This window comes from Flavobacterium algoritolerans, assembly GCF_030010385.1.
In the GTDB taxonomy this organism is placed as follows: domain Bacteria; phylum Bacteroidota; class Bacteroidia; order Flavobacteriales; family Flavobacteriaceae; genus Flavobacterium; species Flavobacterium algoritolerans.
This window is the reverse complement of record NZ_JASCRZ010000004.1, coordinates 137,137-154,430: the sequence shown is the minus strand read 5'-3', so window position 1 is coordinate 154,430 and position 17,294 is coordinate 137,137. Positions and strand designations below refer to the sequence as shown.

The 17,294-nt window shown below is 34.6% G+C and carries 18 protein-coding genes; 13 read left to right on the top strand and 5 right to left on the bottom strand.

Going from position 1 to position 17,294, the window contains the following annotated elements; genetic code table 11:
- Positions 1-10 precede the first annotated feature (10 nt).
- From QLS65_RS10445 to QLS65_RS10435, 3 genes are all read right to left on the bottom strand, one after another.
- A complete protein-coding gene (locus QLS65_RS10445) occupies positions 11-1,546 on the bottom strand; it encodes an MFS transporter (protein ID WP_282717440.1) in 1,536 nt (511 codons plus the stop codon).
- 21 nt (positions 1,547-1,567) lie between these two features.
- Positions 1,568-2,947 carry a porin gene (locus QLS65_RS10440; protein ID WP_282717427.1) on the bottom strand — a complete coding sequence of 460 codons (1,380 nt, stop codon included), beginning with the start codon at positions 2,945-2,947 and terminating at the stop codon, positions 1,568-1,570.
- A gap of 102 nt (positions 2,948-3,049) precedes the next feature.
- Positions 3,050-3,469 carry an IS1/IS1595 family N-terminal zinc-binding domain-containing protein gene (locus QLS65_RS10435; RefSeq protein ID WP_282713175.1) on the bottom strand — a complete coding sequence of 140 codons (420 nt, stop codon included), beginning with the start codon at positions 3,467-3,469 and terminating at the stop codon, positions 3,050-3,052.
- A 328-nt stretch (positions 3,470-3,797) separates the two neighbouring features.
- Here QLS65_RS10435 and QLS65_RS10430 point away from each other — a divergent pair, with 328 nt between their 5' ends.
- The 13 genes from QLS65_RS10430 to QLS65_RS10370 all read left to right on the top strand — a co-directional run bounded on the left by QLS65_RS10430 (position 3,798) and on the right by QLS65_RS10370 (position 15,102).
- The gene (locus QLS65_RS10430) at positions 3,798-4,970 is read left to right on the top strand and encodes a molybdopterin molybdotransferase MoeA (protein ID WP_282717420.1); all 1,173 of its coding nucleotides are present in this window, start codon (positions 3,798-3,800) and stop codon (positions 4,968-4,970) included.
- A 122-nt stretch (positions 4,971-5,092) separates the two neighbouring features.
- Positions 5,093-5,665 carry a molybdenum cofactor guanylyltransferase gene (locus QLS65_RS10425; RefSeq protein ID WP_282717417.1) on the top strand — a complete coding sequence of 191 codons (573 nt, stop codon included), beginning with the start codon at positions 5,093-5,095 and terminating at the stop codon, positions 5,663-5,665.
- The gene (cobA, locus tag QLS65_RS10420) at positions 5,662-6,459 is read left to right on the top strand and encodes a uroporphyrinogen-III C-methyltransferase (protein WP_282717415.1); all 798 of its coding nucleotides are present in this window, start codon (positions 5,662-5,664) and stop codon (positions 6,457-6,459) included. Before QLS65_RS10425 ends, cobA begins: the two co-directional genes overlap by 4 nt.
- On the top strand, positions 6,456-6,692 hold the full coding sequence (locus QLS65_RS10415; RefSeq protein ID WP_099713660.1) for a MoaD/ThiS family protein: 237 nt from the start codon (positions 6,456-6,458) through the stop codon (positions 6,690-6,692). The genes cobA and QLS65_RS10415 overlap by 4 nt, the downstream gene beginning before the upstream one ends.
- A 41-nt stretch (positions 6,693-6,733) precedes the next feature.
- Positions 6,734-7,813, top strand: a complete 1,080-nt coding sequence (moeB, locus tag QLS65_RS10410; protein ID WP_282717412.1) for a HesA/MoeB/ThiF family protein — start codon at positions 6,734-6,736, stop codon at positions 7,811-7,813.
- A gap of 19 nt (positions 7,814-7,832) precedes the next feature.
- Positions 7,833-8,270 (top strand): molybdenum cofactor biosynthesis protein MoaE, encoded by a 438-nt coding sequence (locus tag QLS65_RS10405; protein WP_121340827.1) that lies wholly within the window; start codon positions 7,833-7,835, stop codon positions 8,268-8,270.
- Positions 8,271-8,465: 195 nt separating this feature from the next.
- Positions 8,466-9,380, top strand: a complete 915-nt coding sequence (gene moaCB, locus QLS65_RS10400) for a bifunctional molybdenum cofactor biosynthesis protein MoaC/MoaB (protein ID WP_282717405.1) — start codon at positions 8,466-8,468, stop codon at positions 9,378-9,380.
- Positions 9,367-10,374, top strand: a complete 1,008-nt coding sequence (gene moaA / locus QLS65_RS10395; RefSeq protein ID WP_282717400.1) for a GTP 3',8-cyclase MoaA — start codon at positions 9,367-9,369, stop codon at positions 10,372-10,374. The genes moaCB and moaA overlap by 14 nt, the downstream gene beginning before the upstream one ends.
- A 294-nt stretch (positions 10,375-10,668) precedes the next feature.
- The gene (locus QLS65_RS10390) at positions 10,669-11,763 is read left to right on the top strand and encodes a DUF262 domain-containing protein (RefSeq protein ID WP_282717398.1); all 1,095 of its coding nucleotides are present in this window, start codon (positions 10,669-10,671) and stop codon (positions 11,761-11,763) included.
- A gap of 1 nt (position 11,764) precedes the next feature.
- Positions 11,765-12,460 (top strand): HEPN domain-containing protein, encoded by a 696-nt coding sequence (locus QLS65_RS10385; RefSeq protein ID WP_282713766.1) that lies wholly within the window; start codon positions 11,765-11,767, stop codon positions 12,458-12,460.
- An 87-nt stretch (positions 12,461-12,547) separates the two neighbouring features.
- On the top strand, positions 12,548-12,850 hold the full coding sequence (locus QLS65_RS10380) for a transposase (protein WP_282717396.1): 303 nt from the start codon (positions 12,548-12,550) through the stop codon (positions 12,848-12,850).
- 22 nt (positions 12,851-12,872) lie between these two features.
- Entirely contained in the window at positions 12,873-13,439 is a 567-nt protein-coding gene (locus QLS65_RS10375; protein WP_282717394.1) for an REP-associated tyrosine transposase, read from the top strand.
- A 352-nt stretch (positions 13,440-13,791) separates the two neighbouring features.
- Positions 13,792-15,102 (top strand): M20/M25/M40 family metallo-hydrolase, encoded by a 1,311-nt coding sequence (locus QLS65_RS10370; protein WP_282717382.1) that lies wholly within the window; start codon positions 13,792-13,794, stop codon positions 15,100-15,102.
- A gap of 117 nt (positions 15,103-15,219) precedes the next feature.
- Here the strand turns inward: QLS65_RS10370 and QLS65_RS10365 are convergent, their stop codons facing one another.
- Together QLS65_RS10365 and QLS65_RS10360 are read right to left on the bottom strand one after the other, a co-directional pair.
- The gene (locus QLS65_RS10365) at positions 15,220-15,768 is read right to left on the bottom strand and encodes an acyl-CoA thioesterase (RefSeq protein ID WP_282717377.1); all 549 of its coding nucleotides are present in this window, start codon (positions 15,766-15,768) and stop codon (positions 15,220-15,222) included.
- Positions 15,769-15,799: 31 nt separating this feature from the next.
- Positions 15,800-17,239, bottom strand: a complete 1,440-nt coding sequence (locus QLS65_RS10360; RefSeq protein WP_282717375.1) for a rubredoxin — start codon at positions 17,237-17,239, stop codon at positions 15,800-15,802.
- Positions 17,240-17,294 lie beyond the last annotated feature (55 nt).

The following is a 17,294-nucleotide window of genomic DNA, read 5'->3' as shown; positions in this document are numbered from 1 at the left end:
AGCTGTGTTTTTATTCGTGAGCGTTTTTATCTTTATTTTTAATGTAAACCATTCCAACTACAAAACTGACTGCAGCAATAACAATTGGATACCAAAGTCCTTCCAGGTAAAATTCCGGATGGCCTAAGTCTTTTGAATTGGTAACAAAATAGGTTGAAATAGCAGGAAGTAACCCTCCAAAAATTCCATTTCCTACGTGATATGGCAATGACATTGATGTATATCTAATTTTTACCGGGAACATTTCAACCAAGAATGCTGCAATAGGTCCATAAACCATCGTTACAAATAGGACTTGTACAAATACTAGAAATATCAAAGCCCAATTGTCACTAGAGTTAATTTTAATAGTGGTTTTGGTGTCTACTTTTGGTTTACCATCCACAACTATTACTGCTCCGTTTTCTAAATGTACGGTTCTTATTTCTTGAAAAGTAGTTCCATCCACATACTCTTTGTTAGTCGTATAGATAGAATCCATGGTTTGCTTTTTATTTTCTTTCAATTCAGCAAGTACCGTAGTTTTTTCGACCATTTCGGTTTTGTTTTTCACCGATGTGGTTTCGTACATTTGTTTGTAGATTGGTCTATATAATAAAATGGCCAATAACATTCCGCCCATCATAATGTATTTCCTACCTACTTTATCACTCAACCAACCAAAAAATACGAAAAATGGGGTTCCAAGAATTAAAGCAACTCCTAATAAAGTATCCACTTGAGAGGAGTCAATGGCCATTACTGTTTTCATGAAATTCATTGCATAAAACTGACCAGTATACCAAACAACACCTTGTCCCATTGTAGCTCCAAATAAAGCCAATAATACAAATTTCATATTGTAACGATTTCCAAAACTTTCTTTCAATGGATTTGTACTTGTTTTTCCTTCGCTTTTCGCTTTGGCGAAAACAGGTGATTCATCCATGTTTTTACGAATCAAATACGAAACTCCAACCATAACTATGGATAACCAAAACGGAACTCTCCATCCCCATTCGTCAAATTGTTCTGGTGTTAAGATATTTCTTGTAGCAAGAATTACCATCAAAGAGATGAATAATCCAACAGTTGCTGTAGTCTGAATCCAAGAAGTCCAGTATCCTCTTTGCCCGACGGGAGCATGCTCAGCCACATAGGTTGCGGCTCCACCATATTCACCACCCAAAGCAAGACCTTGAAGCAAACGAAGAATTAACACTAATAAAGGCGCCATGAATCCAATAGTTTCATAACTCGGGATACAACCAATCAAGAATGTGGCTCCACCCATTAATAACAACGTAACCATGAACGTGTATTTTCTTCCAATCAAATCTCCTAATCTACCAAAGAAAAGGGCTCCAAAAGGACGCACTACGAATCCGGCTGCAAATGTTGCCAAGGTTGACAAGAAAGCTGCTGTAGGATTATCTGAAGGGAAAAATTTTGTTGAAATTACAACGGCTAAACTTCCAAAAATGTAGAAATCATACCATTCGATCATTGTACCCATTGAGGATGCGGAAATGACTTTCCAAATTCCTTTTGTTGATTTAGTACTCATAAATTATATTTTTAAATTTGTTTATAGATAGATTTGAAGTTGTACTACGAATTCTCCTTTTGATCCTGAGATATTCGATGGAGTCGTGTAAATAGGTCTTGTTGAATATTGTGCAGTGATTTTAGCGTGTTGACCATCCAAGAAAAAGTTGGTTCCCAGATCAAATTGAGTACTGGATTTATCTAAAGCGTCAAAGCTTTTATACGTAAATGCTCCAAAAGGTTGTACACGAACTTTAGGTTTGTCTACTTTGCTTGGTAATAAAATTCCGGCTTGTGTGTACCAGATATTTCCAGATCCAATAGTAGCTTGTGCATTTCCAGGTCCGGATAATGCTCTGTTTCCTGTAAAGTTAGGATCAACGGAACCAATATTCATGATTCCTACATTGCGTAAATAGTTAGGTCCAAAATCATAATCATAAAAAACACTGTATCCGGTTACAGCCATTTTGTTTTCTTTTTTTCCAACAGGCAAGTCAAGAAAAACATCTGCTGCAAAAAGATTGATATTGTGTTTGCTAATAGTGCTATTAACAGAAGTTCGGGTAGCATCTGGAGCAGTGTAAAAACCAGCACCAATATTGAATACTTTTTTAGTTCCTAAATAACTGCCTACTTTATAAGGCAGTAAATTAGCTTCTTGATCTAAAAATTGATATTCGAAATAACCAGCTTTAGACCATTTTGTGTTTCCGCTGTTGTCAACGGCTACGGCATTATCCGCTGAAGTTACATTCGTAGGAACTAGGTTTGTCGCGTAAGGTTTGTTGTAGCTCAAACGGTATTCTAATTTGCCATATTTACCTTTGGCGAATAAACCCATTTGTCTGGCAAACTGATCTGAATTTTCAATTAATGGCCAGTTGAAGATAGGCGCATCTATGGTCAGGAAATTCAATGTTGATGCCATTGTTGCTCTGGATAATCCCATGTAATAATGCAATCCTCCACCTATAGTTAAACTAAATTTTTTGTCTTTTTCAGGCAAAACTAATGCGTATTCATTCCAAGCATCGTGAAAAAATATGCCTGGTTTTTTTCCGGCACCGTATCCTCCAGTTCCTGAAGTTCCCGCTGCACCACCATTAGTAAAGGTTTGATTATTGATTCCAAAGTGCGTTACAATCATGTATCTTTTAGATAATTGAGAGTAGGCAAGAAAACGCAAACGTCTGTTTCCAATGTCGGTTCCGGTTGTTGCCGCTTCATTTCCAATCATTGTTCCGGGGTTCATTTGGCTAGAACGAAACCATATTTGGTTCCATGCAATAAATCGCATGTATTTTGAACCATCTTCGTTCAAATTGAATTTCATTCCGCTGCCGTAATCAACTGAGCCTTGTGAAAAACCTTTTAGGGACAATAAGAGTACTGCCGCTATAAAAAATATTTTTTTCATAAATAAAATTTTGGTTGTTAAATGGTTGGTTAATAAAGTGCCAAATTCTATTATTTTATTCTGAAAAAAAATTTAGATATATTTATGTGTAAAGGTATATAGTTAATCTTTGAATCTTTCCCATTTTATAAGCATAAACTTATCTCCAAGTTCCGTTATTATCATACCTGCACCGGAAAGTAATTGTTTATTTTTTAGATATTCTATCAGCTCTAAGTGGCTAAAAATCTTATAAGTAGGGTGGTAGTTGGCGTGAGAGGGTTTTTTTATGTTGAAGGTCTTTACCCAGTTGCTTACCGTGACGTGGGAAACCCCAATAATTCGCTCGATTTCACGGAAACTCAAGCCTTCGAGATAGAGCTGTAATGCTTTGGTTACATAGTAATCATCGATCTTTTTGCCTATTTTATTTACAGTAAAAAAATAATTGCATTTTTTACATAAATACCTTTGTTTACTGTTGACTATACCACTTTTTATAATGTGGTTGCTTTGGCATTTCGGACACGTTAAAAGTTCCATATATATAAATTTTGCATAAATATAGTAATTTAGCAACTATGTAAAAGAGAATTATATAATAAAATAGTTTTAAATTTATTAAAGGCGCATTTTTATTGAAAAAAATGTGTGTGTTTGATAAATTTTACCCTTTTTAAAATAAAGCGATTGTTTAGAATCCCAAATGTGTTTTGAAATCGCTTTGTTTGCAATAACATCTTTTGTTTTGTATTCAGTAACTCGATAGCATCAAATTTTTGCTGTAAAATTTTTTCATAAAAAACAGTCTAACTAGATAAAAGTACTTATATTTGTAATAAGTATTTATACTTATTTTTTAAAAAGTGTTATGGTACAAGTCGAAGAAGCCTTATCGATAATTGCAAAGAATAGTTGCAAGATGCCCATCAGAAAAATTAAAGTGACAAAATCACTTGGTTTTATCTTGGCAGAAACAATTTATTCGCCAATGGATATGCCGCCTTTCAGGCAATCAGCGATGGACGGTTACGCTTTTATACATAGTGAATTGAAGCAATTGGATGTGGTAAGCACTTCGCAGGCGGGTGACTTTTCGAATAAAAAAATAAAGGAAAATCAGGCGATTCGAATATTCACGGGGGCTTACGTTCCTGATGATTTGGATACGGTTGTGATGCAGGAACATACTACGGTTAAAAATAAAACGGTTGAAATAACTAAAATGCCTGTTCGTTTTGCCAATGTCAGAAACAAAGGCGAGCAAATCAAAGAAAACGAACACGTATTAGAAAAGAATACTTTGATTACTCCTGCTGCTATTGGTTTTTTAGCTTGTTTGGGAATCACGGAAATTACAGTTTATGCCAAACCAAAAGTTGCGATTGTAGTCACGGGAAACGAATTGGTGAAAGCCGGAAGAAAATTAGCTCAAGGAAAGATTTACGAAAGTAATTCGATTATGCTGCAATCCGCTTTGCAGGGAATAGGGATTAAGAAAATAGAAATATTCCGTGTGAAGGATAATCTGAAAGCGACAAAAAGAGTGTTGAAAAGCTGTCTTTCTGCGTTTGATGTGGTCTTGGTTTCTGGTGGAATTTCGGATGGGGATTATGATTTTGTAAAAGAGGCACTTTTGTCAAATGGAGTAGAAGAGTTATTTTATAAAATCAATCAGAAACCGGGAAAACCTTTGTTTTTTGGAAAAAAAGACAAAACGATAGTTTTTGCATTGCCTGGAAATCCAGCGTCAACATTGACCGGTTTTTATATTTACGTTCATCCGGCGCTAAAAATAAGTATGGGTTTTGAATCTATTTATTTGCCAAAAATTAAACGAAAAATTACGATTCCGTTTGAAAATACATCCGGAAAATCACTGTTCTTGAAAGGGTTGTATGACGATGAAAAAGTCACTATATTAGAAAGTCAAAGTTCAGCAATGTTAAACACTTTTGCAACAGCGAATGCTTTAATTTGTTTGCCTTATGAAGTAGCATATATAGAAAAAGATCAGGAAGTACAGGTTATACCGCTTTATTGATAGCAAATGACAATCATAGTAAGAAGTGTGAAGTTGATTTTATTAGAAGATTGAAAAATTAAAAGATTCAAGAATTTAGAATCCGTTATCTAAAAAATCTTTCAATCATTAAATTATTTTTTATGCAAGTATCAATTCTTTGTGGAGGGAAAAGCAGCCGAATGCAATCGGAGAAAGGATTGGTGTTGTACCAAAACAAACCTTTTGTCGAACATATTATTGAAGCTGTTTTGCCAATATCAAGCAACATTCAATTGATTACCAATACAAACGATTATGATTATTTAGCATACAAAAAAATAAAAGATATAGTAGTTGATAAAGGACCTTTGGGCGGAATATTTACCGCGTTGGTTCATTCAGAAACGGAGATGAATTTGATATTGAGTTGTGATATTCCTTTGATTTCTAGCGAAATACTATTGGAGTTGATTGAAAAGCATGGTACAAATTTTGATGTTTCTGTTTTTGAAGATATAAATCGGATTCATCCTTTGATAGGAATATATTCAAAAAGAATACTACCTGTTTTAAAAGAGGCAATTGATGTAAATGATTTGAAAATGATGCGCTTCATTTCAAATGTAAAACATCAATTGATTCCGATTACGGATGCCAAAAGACACTTGTTTAAAAATATAAATTCTGTTGCCGAGTTGAACGAATTGAATACCAATTTATCCCAGTTAAAATGAAAAATTCAAATACACCAAAATTGACAATCGTTGGGGCGGGTCCTGGAGATGTAGAGTTGATTACTTTAAAAGCAATCAAAGCGCTGGAAAGTGCTGATGTTGTTTTGTATGACGCCCTTGTAAATGAAGAGTTATTGCAATATGCTACGCAGGCAGAAATCATTTTTGTGGGGAAACGTTTTGGGTGTCACGCGTACAGTCAGGATCAAATTAATGAATTGATTGTGTCGATGGCAAAACGTTTTGGTCATGTTGTTCGATTGAAAGGCGGCGATCCATTTGTTTTTGGAAGAGGAAGCGAAGAGATTGAATATGCTGAAAAATTTGATTTGGAAACCGCAATTGTTCCCGGAATTTCATCGGCTTTAGGCGTTCCTGCATCTAATGGAATCAGTTTGACACAACGAAAAATTGCTGAAAGTTTTTGGGTAATTACCGGAACTACTTCAGATCATAAATTGTCGAAAGACGTGGCTTTGGCATCACAATCCTCAGCAACGGTGGTGATATTGATGGGTATGAATAAATTGGACGAAATTATTTCGATTTATCAAAACAACAGGACCGATGATTTACCCGTTGCCATTATTCAAAACGGAACAAAAGACACGGAGAAAAAAGTGGTAGGAACCATAAGTTCGATTGCGAAATTAGTGGAGGAACAACAACTTTCCTCTCCTGCAATTATTGTCATAGGTGAAGTGGTGCGAAATGCTTCAAAATTAACGGCTTATTTTCAAGAGGAGAATTTAGAAGATGAGTTTATTTTTCAAAATTTAAATGTAATGTCATGATAGCGGTTAAATATTTTGGCGCCATAGCCGAGAAAACAAAAAGTCAAGGAGAAGAATTTTCTTTTTCGAATATGCCTTTAAAGGATTTGTTGTCTGTATTGAAATATAAATACGAATTGGATTTACTTTCATTTAGCATAGCCATTAATCAAAAAATAATGCAAGATACTTCCAGTTATATTCTAAAAAGTAACGATATTGTAGCTTTATTACCGCCATTTGCCGGAGGATAGTACCCCTAACCCCTAAAGGGGAATTATAAAAGACTAAGATTATGGAAACAGCACGATACAACCGACAAATTATACTTCCTGAAGTAGGAATTGATGGGCAACAAAAACTGCAGCAAGCCAAAGTCTTAATTGTTGGCGCAGGTGGATTGGGTGTGGCAGTATTGCCGTATTTGGCTGCAGCCGGAATAGGGGAAATTGGTATTATTGACGATGATAGAATCGAAGTGACCAACTTGCAACGCCAAGTGATTTACAAAAGTAGTTCCGTGGGAAAAAGTAAAGTTTCCGAGGCAAAAGCAATGGCTTTGGAACTCAATCCTTCGATAAAAATAAATGCATTCACTGAAAAATTAGATTCGAAAAATGCAATTTTGTTATTCGAACAATATGATATTATAGTCGATGCGACGGACAATCTGGATACTAAATATTTGATTAATGACGCGTGTGGCGTAACCAACAGACCTTTTGTTTACGGCTCTGTTTATAAATTTGAAGGGCAGGTTTCTGTTTTTAATTATGAAAACGGACCTACATACCGCTGTTTATTTCCGGATGAATCCAATGAGGTTAAGAACTGTAATGATGCGGGAGTTATGGGAATATCGGTGGGAATCATCGGCATGTTTCAAGCAAATGAAGTATTGAAAATGGTTTTGGGAATAGGGGATTTGTTGTCGGGAAAATTATTGGTGTATAATATGTTGAATAACGAACAACAGAAGTTTGAGTTTTCAAAAAAAGTAATGCATACTATTGATTTACTAGCTTTCGAAAATAAATATAGCTCAGTAGAAACTGCAACTATTGAAATTAGTGCTGCACTTGCATTGGAACAAATACATCATCCGGAAGTTATTTTTCTGGATGTTCGAAATGCTGATGAATACCCAAAAATAACAATCAAAAACGGGATTCAAATTCCGTTAGACCGTTTAGAATCTGAATTGCATCAACTGGAAGCGAATGCAACGTTGCTTGTTTTTTGCCAATCCGGAATTAGAAGTAAAAAGGCAGTGGAGATTCTTAGAAATAATAATTTTGCGAATGCCAAAAGTATTGCTGGTGGCACTAAAGCATTAGATAAAATAGATGCTTACAAGGTTTTTGAAACTTTGTAAGTATAAATAAAATAAAATCATGAGTAAGAAAACTGTTTTCATTCAAGGACCCATTTCTTCGGAATTCATAGGGCAGTCGATTGCCAAACACCAATCGAAAACCACTATTGGAGCACACAATATTTTTTTGGGTCAAGTCAGAGCCGATGTGATTGACAGTCAAACCGTAGCAGCAATTGATTACACTGCTTACGAGGAAATGGCAGACGAAGCACTCAGTGTGATTAGAGAGAAAGCTTTCGCGCAATTCGATTTGATTTGCATGCACATTTATCATAGTTTGGGTACAGTGAAAGCTGGCGAAATCTGTTTGTTTGTCTTTGTTTCGGCAACGAGAAGAAAGCAAGTGTATGAAGCTACGGAAACGATTGTGAATTGGATAAAAACTGATGTGCCTATTTTTGGTAAAGAAATATTTGAAAATAGTACTTTTACCTGGAAGAAAAATAGTTTGTAGTAATAAAAGTCATAATTTCCGTTGTCGAAGGTCTTAAAGGCGAAAGTCATAATTTCCGTTGTCGATAGCGATTGTCTTTAATGATTGGCTTAAACATTTTAAAGTACAAAAAAATTAAAAAGTAGTTCGTAGTTTCTATAATTAGTCGTTATCAGATTTAACCTGAAACTTTAAACTTTAAACATTTTAAAAAAAATGGTTGATATCACACATAAAATAAGTACGCTCCGCACCGCAACAGCTCAAGCAACAGTTATAGTCAGCAAGCAAGAAACTATTGACGCCGTTGTGAATAATCTGGTGCCAAAAGGGAACGTGCTGGAAATGGCAAAAACTGCAGGTTTATTTGCGGTTAAAAACACGCATTTATCCATTCCGGATTGTCATCCTATTCCAATTGAATTTACATCGGTAGCATATGAAATCAACGAATTGAGCATTGATATTATTTTCAATGTGAAAACGGTTTACAAAACCGGAGTTGAGGTCGAAGCGATGCACGGTGCTTCGATTGTGGCGCTTACGATGTATGATATGCTGAAACCAATTGACAAAAACATCGAGATTTCGACGATAAAATTAATCAATAAAGAAGGCGGAAAATCATCTTTCAAAAATAGATTTCCATCCGCCATTACAGCAGCGGTTTTCGTTTGTTCCGATTCTATTTTTGCAGGAGATAAACAAGATCGTTCCGGTAAAATAATTGTCGAAAAACTGGAAATTAGCGGAGTCGAAACTACGCATTACGAAATTATTCCTGATGAAATGGATGTGATTCAAGAGCGAACTAAAGCTTTCGCAAAAGAAAATCAATTGATCATTTTTACAGGAGGAACCGGGCTTTCGCCAAGAGATGTTACGCCGCAAGCATTGGAACCGTTATTAGAAACCAGAATTCCGGGAATCGAGGAAGCCATACGCAATTACGGGCAACAGCGCATGCCGTATTCCATGCTTTCCAGAACCGTGGCGGGAACTTTAGGCAATTCGTTGGTACTGGCTTTGCCGGGTTCAACCAATGGCGCAAAAGAATCTATGGATGCTATATTTCCTCATGTGCTGCATGTTTTTCATATTTTAAAAGGCAATAATCATGACGCCAAATAACGCTGTTTTAACGGATGATTTTGGACGTAAACACAACTATTTGCGTATTTCTCTAATTGAGAAATGCAATTTGCGTTGTACCTATTGCATGCCTGCCGATGGAATTGTATTAAGTCCAAAAGCGAGCTTGATGACGGCTGACGAAATTCACGCCATCGCCCAAACATTCGTCAATAATGGTGTTGACAAAATAAGATTGACCGGCGGAGAACCGCTATTAAGAAAAGATTTTCCTGAAATAATCGCCAAACTGGGGTCGCTCAAAACTGAGATTTCCATCACTACAAACGGAATTCTGATTGACAAACATATAGATGTTCTAAAGCAATTTAACGTCAAGAAAATCAACTTGAGTTTAGATACTTTGGTGGCTTCAAAATTCCATTCGATTACGCTTAGAAACCAGTTTCAGAGTGTAATTGATAATTTGCACTTGTTGTTGAACAATGATTTCAAAATCAAAGTCAATGTGGTTTTGATTAAAGGATTCAATGACGATGAAATCATTGATTTTATAAAACTCACCCAATTTTTACCCATTTCGATTCGGTTTATAGAATTCATGCCTTTTGCAGGAAACGAGTGGGACAAGAGCAAAATGGTTTCTCAAAAGGAGATTCTGGATCAGGTGCAACATCATTTTCTGGAATCGGATGTAGAGAAATTAGAAGACGATAAAAACTTCACCGCCAGAGAATTCAAAATAAAAAACTACATGGGCAGTTTTGGGATTATCAGTTCGATAACCAATCCTTTTTGTGACGGTTGCAACAGAATTCGCCTTACAGCCAACGGGAAAATTAAAAACTGTCTGTTCTCCAACTCCGAGACAGATTTACTGACGCCTTTCAGAAATGGCGAAGCGTTAGAAGACCTGATTGCTTTTGCCATTAAAAACAAAAAGAAAGTACGCGCAGGAATGACTACTATCGAGGATGTAAATAATCCCGCTTTGAATCAAGACAACCGTAGCATGATTGCTATTGGCGGTTAATACTTCATTATTATTATTAGGAGCTATTCCTGTTATTCGTTGCAACCCGGTTTTCACTGCTACTAGGGCTAATGCATTTGTGTAAAAAGACCGTGGATGCGGTTTCCCGTAAAGTTTACAATTAAGAAGGAATTATTTTTGAAAAAGAAATAATGCTTAATTAGTTATTATAAGTGTTTTCGGTAATTAAATGTTACATTTGAAATAAGTAATGTATGACGATTTTCAGACCTATACGCTAGTTGGCAGACATTATATGGCAGTAGAAAATAAAAATAATTAATAAGGGAAAATATGGACAATAAATCAACGGTATTAGCAAATAGAATTTTTCCAGACAATGATGATTTTGAGGTTGAAGTCATAAATATTCCTGCAGAAAAAAGGAAATTGATAACCGAAACTTATGATTTTACAGTCTCTACAATTGTTGAATATATAAACAATAAACATATTGTTATTCCAAATTTTCAACGTGGTTATGTATGGAATAGAGCTCAAGCATCAAGACTTATCGAATCTTTAATTATACAATGTCCAATTCCAGTTATATATTTAAGTCAAAATAACGACGAAACTCTATCAGTAATTGATGGAAACCAAAGATTAACAAGTATCAGTTTGTTTTTAAACAATGAATTTCCATTAACAGGATTAGTAACATATCCTGAATTAGAAGGTTTGACATTTAATGAATTAGACCCGAGATTTCAAAGACATATTATTAATCGTACAATTAGATGTATTGCTATTTTAAAAGATACACATCCTCAAATTAAGTTTGATGTTTTTGAAAGACTAAATACAGGTTCTGTTAGATTAAATCCTCAAGAATTAAGACATGGAATATATAGCGGTAAATTTTTAACAGAAATAGAGGAATTAGGCAAAGGTTCTCTTTTCAAAAAATTAACTTCAACTACGAACGACAACAGAATGAAAGGTGATGAATTAATTTTAAGATATTTTACTTTATTAGAACGTCTTCAAAATTACGAGAAACCAATGACTGTGTTTTTAAATAAATATGCTGAAGATAATAGATTTTTGCCTACAGACAGAATTGAAATATTGTCCGAAAATTTCAAGTCAAATTTAAATAAATGTCATTTATTGTATGGTGATTTTACATTTAAAACTTTTGACGAAACAAAGAAAAGATTAAAAGCAAACACTGCATTATTTGAAGCTCAAATGCTCTCAATGAATAATATTGATCCAACATTAGAACAAATTGAAGCTGTAAATAAAGTAGGTGTAATTGACAAAGTTTTAGAGTTATTGAATACTGAAGATTTTTATAATACTATTACAAAAGGAACAACGGATAATCGTGTTGTAAAAAAAAGGATATCTGATTACACTGCTTTTTTACAAACTATATTTTAATATGCCATATTCGAAAAGTAAGGCAAGAGAAGAGTTTGAAGTTGAATCAAACAAATTGGTGAAACTTGCCAAAAAAGTTTCTTATAATTCTTCACCATTAAATTATGATCATAAACAATTAATTAACCAGTCTTGTATTTTCTTATTAAGTGCAAGAATAGAAGATTATACTAAAACTCTAATTGAAGATTTAATTTATAAGTATAAAACTAATGGTGCAATACTATCAAATATCCCGAATAATATAAGGACAAAGGCATTACTTGATAAACAAGTGCATCATTTCAGAAACTATTATAACAGTTCTGATGAAAGGAGTCTATTAAAAAGCATATCAATTGAAAATAATTTTTATGATTTATTAGATGATGGAATGACTTTTAATTCGCAAATCCATTCAACAAATATTATAGGAACTAATAAATATCCTTCAGTAAAAAACTTAAAAATCTTATATTTAAGAATTGGGATAACAGATATAATTAAAGAATTAAACAAGAAATCAAAAAAAGATTTAAAAACATCATTAGAATCTTTTTTAAGCTTAAGAGAATCAATTGCTCATCAAGGTGCGCCTGCAATAACATTTATTGACATTGAAAGACACTTTAAAAATGTCAATGAAATAATTAATAATATTGACAGAATAATTTATTCACATATATTAAAAGAATCCGGAAATAACTTTTGGATATAAAATAACTCCTGCTAGCCCCGCTACCGCACGAATCCTTTCGTGTGGTTCGTGTAAATTATAACTAAACTTAATCTTAAAACAGAATCTATGAGTAGGAATTATAAATTTCATAATCCAGAGGGTTTGTACTTTATAAGTTTTGCAGTGGTAGGTTGGTTAGATGTATTTACTCGTAATGAGTACAAAGATTTATTTCTTGAAAGCGTAGCATTTTGTCAAAAAAATAAAGGATTAGAAATTCATGCTTGGTGTATTATGAGTAATCATGTTCATTTAGTTTTTAGAAGTATAAAGGATCAGAAGCCTGAATTATTGATTGGTGATTTAAAACGGTTTACCACCCCGCTACCGCACGAATCCTTTCGTGTGGTTCGTGTAAATTATAACTAAACTTAATCTTAAAACAGTAACTATGAGCAGAAATTATAAATTTCATAATCCAGAGGGTTTGTACTTTATAAGTTTTGCAGTGGTAGGTTGGTTAGATGTATTTACTCGTAATGAGTACAAGGATTTATTTCTTGAAAGTGTAGCATTTTGTCAAAAAAACAAAGGATTAGAAATTCATGCTTGGTGTATTATGAGTAATCATGTTCATTTAGTTTTTAGAAGTATAAAGGATCAGAAGCCTGAATTATTGATTGGTGATTTAAAACGGTTTACCAGTCAATCAATTGTAAAAAGTATACAAGAAAATCCAAGAGAGAGCAGAAAAGAATTCTTATTGGATTTTTTTAAAAAAGAAGCTGAAAAAAGTTCAAATGTAAAACACTATCAATTTTGGCGTCATGATAATCAACCTATAGAGTTGTGGAGCAATAAAGTTATTCAACAAAAGATAGATTATGTACACAATAATCCTGTAGAAGGAGGCTTAGTTTATAAAGCGGAAGATTATGTATACAGTAGTGCTATTGATTATTCAGGTCAAAAAGGGTTAGTTGATGATGTAGTTGTTTTTAGAATGTTTACTATTTAATGATAACGAACCACACGAAAGGATTCGTGCGGTAGCGGGGTAGTTGTTTTTAGAATGTTTACTATTTAATGATTACGAACCACACGAAAGGATTCGTGCGGTAGCGTTGATAATAAACAGATTGTGAAAATGTCATTATGAAAAAAGCTCGTAATTCCTAGCCCTGATGGTAGCGGCATCCTCGTAACGCAGTGGAGAGATACAGCGGACAGCAGGAGGTTTCGTTCTTGAAAAGGCAATCATTCTGCTCCAAATTGTAAATAGGTCCAAACCTTTTTAGTAGTTTTACTGTAACACAATTTCAATACTGCACTCTTACTGTAGAATCTATTGTTATTAAAAGCTATACTTTATGAAAAAAATTGTTTTAAGTGCCGTTGTACTTTGTTCAACTTGTATGTTGCAGGCCCAGAACATCAATAAAATTATCAATACAAAAGACGTTACCAAAATAGAGAAAGTGCTTTCGGCGGATGATATGCAAGGCCGAAGAGCGTTTACTCCGGGTATCGATAAGGCTTCCTCTTATATAGAATCTGAATTTAAGAAAATAGGACTGCAAACCTTTAACGGAGCGAAGGATTTCAAGCAGGAATTTTCTATGACGGAGTCTAAAAATGTATCCTTAAAGGTGCTGATTGATGGTAAAGCAATAGATAAAGCGGATGTGGTTTCTTTTTCCTACCAATCGCAACTTGCTATGACTGAAAAAAGTGATGTTCAGGTTGTGAAAATAAATGCCGGAGATAAATTTGGCCCAAAGTTTTACGAATATTACCAGAGCGAAAAAAACCTTTTGGTTCTTGTGGATGCTTCTTTTAAACCCCGAATCCAAAATATGCGACACATTCCACAAATGACTGCTAGTCCAGGAGGAAATTCGGTGGTGTTTGTTTTTGGCACTACTGAAGCGACTCAATTTTCAATAGAAGGCACCAATACGATTACCAAAAATGCATTAAATAACGTAGTGGGTGTTTTGAAAGGCAAAAGCAAACCCAATGAATATGTTGTGTTTTCCGGACATTATGACCATTTAGGTGTTGGTTCCCCAGCTGAAGGAGTGGAGCACGATGCTACCGATTCTATTTATAATGGTGCCAATGATGATGCTGCTGGAACTACAGCCGTAATCATGCTGGCTAAGTATTTTAAAAAACTAAATAACAATGAGCGTACGATATTGTTTACCACATTTGTAGCGGAAGAAATAGGCGGTTACGGTGCGCAATATTTTTCGAAACAATTAAATCCGGATCAAGTTATGGCTATGTTTAACTTGGAAATGATAGGAACGGAATCAAAATGGGGTAAAAATTCGGCTTACATTACTGGTTTTGAAAAATCTAGTATGGGAGAAATTCTTCAGAAAAACTTACAAGGATCAGCGTTTAAGTTTTATCCGGATCCTTATCCTGAACAACAATTATTCTATCGTTCCGATAATGCGACTCTAGCAAAACTGGGCGTTCCTGCACATACGATATCGACGTCTAAAATGGACAGCGAACCTAATTATCACAAAGTAAGTGATGAAATAGAAACTCTTGATATGGTAAATATGACACAAATCATTAAAGCCATTGCCATCAGTTCTGCTACTATCGTAAACGGAAAAGATACGCCATCAAGAGTGGACAGCAGTGCTTTGAGTAGAAAGTAGCATAGTTCTTCGGCTTTCTTTCTTGATATGTAAAGTCTATATAGTAGTAATGGGTAATTATTTTGCAATCAGATTGTGAAATAATTACCCATTTTTGTGTTTTATAATTTGTGGAATTTACTGCAATTCCACCTTCACATTATACTGATTTAAACTCAAAATAGTTTCTATAGATCCAAAAGTAGCAATGCTTCTCTGATATTCTCTTTCTTTTTTTAAAGCGATTTGTTTGACGCAGTTTTGAAACCGACTCACTTCTTTTAGATTGGTTAAAATTAATCCGGGAACAGGAGCGTTTTTGCCTTCTTTGTCTTTGGAGACCATCGTAAAATAAGACGAATTACAATGTTTTACGACTCCAGTTTGAATGTTTTCAGCTTCTACTCGAATGCCAATAATCATAGAACTCGTTCCTACATAATTTACGCTGGCTTTCATGGTTACCAATTCGCCGACTTCAATAGGTTTTAAGAAATTCACGGTATCTACAGAAGCCGTTACGCAATAATTACCTGAAAATCTTGAAGCGCAGGCAAAAGCAATTTGATCGAGTAAGGATAAAATGTAACCTCCATGAATTTTACCACTAAAATTAGTGTGCGAAGGCAGCATTAATTCGGAAATGGTAATATGGGAGGAAGCTACCGTTTTGAAAGTAGTGTTCATTTGATGTGTTATTTATTTTACAGATGACTTTTTATAAAGCGCCTAGTTTTTCTCCGGCTAATACGACAAAGTTTATTTTTGGAGATTCACATAAAGAACAGCAGTAATCCTCGGGTAAATCTTTGAATAAAACTCCTTTTACAATACCTTGAATAACATCGCCGTATTCTGAATTGTATAAAGTCAAGCACTCCGGACATTGATGAATGTCTTGTGTTGTTGTCTCTTTTTTAGTTGCTTTTGCAGGTACTTCGGCAATTTGATTTCCTAATTCATCAAAATATTTTCTACTCAATTCAATCAAAATGGTTGGCAATTCCAGTTTGTCAACATCTTGGGCATGAACAATATATTCTTTGGTATTTGGGTCAAAATTTTTGGCATACAAAACATTATACGTGTCTCTGATTTTGATGGATTCTAAGTCTTTTGGTAATTCGTTTTTTTCAACTACAATCGAAGTGAAATAATGTCCGTCTCGGTTGTATTCTGATATTCCAAAAGTAAGTCCGTACGTACTGATGTCAAATTGATCCAGCGTTCGAACCAGAAAAGTTTTGAGATTCAAAGCCCATTCCATCGCAACGGGTAAATGCCAGTTGAGTTCCAATAAGGAGTGACGCACATTAATTCCTTTTTTGCCCAGGAATTTTTCCCAGTCTAATTTTCGGTCTTTTGGAATCCCTTTTATGATAAAAGATTTCCAAGGCGTGATGCATATTTTTCCGATTTTACAATCAAAACACAAATCGCACATTTCTTTCAGAAAATCTAAATCATAGAGGTTATTTCTCCAATACAAACCCAGCCAATATTGATCAATTCCTAATCGGTTCATTCCTTCGTAATACGGAAAAGGATAAAAAGGAATGTTCAAGGGCTTGTCTATGGTTCTGTTATTGGTATCCAAAGCATCGCTGACCAATTGAAAAATCATCTCAACAGAATCCGGTTCTTCAATAAGTTTCTTTTCTATTTCATAATATATTTCAGCAATATTCCAGCTGTAAATCAGTACGGGATACATTTCCATTTTGTCCCATTTTGGCAAACGAATGTATAGAAACCAGTAATCCTCGTGATCCGAAGCAATGAAGTTGATGTGTCCGGTAAACAAAGGAACCAACTGTTGTTTTGGGTCGGTGATATTAACTTTTAGCTTGGGATGTTGCTTGAATTGTTCTAAAATATATAAAAATTTATTTCCCGTAAGCCAAGGTGTGTTTCTAAAAATATCGGTGGAAACATAGGACGAAACAATGTTATTTCCGCTTTTTTCATTGGGATGAACAAAAAGATTTTTGCCTACTTTTTCCTTATCTACCGCCGTAAAATCTTTTGGAAATATAATGTCTTGCCGAGAACCAAAGGAGATGGAATCCAGTCCTTGTTCTAAACCCATATTTACAATTTCTCGCAATTCACCTGGTGAAATCACGCCTCCTTTTACTATTAGTCTTGTCAATTCCATGTTTATTTAGTGTTCAGTATTCAGTAATTAGTGTTCAGTTACTGACTGTAAACTG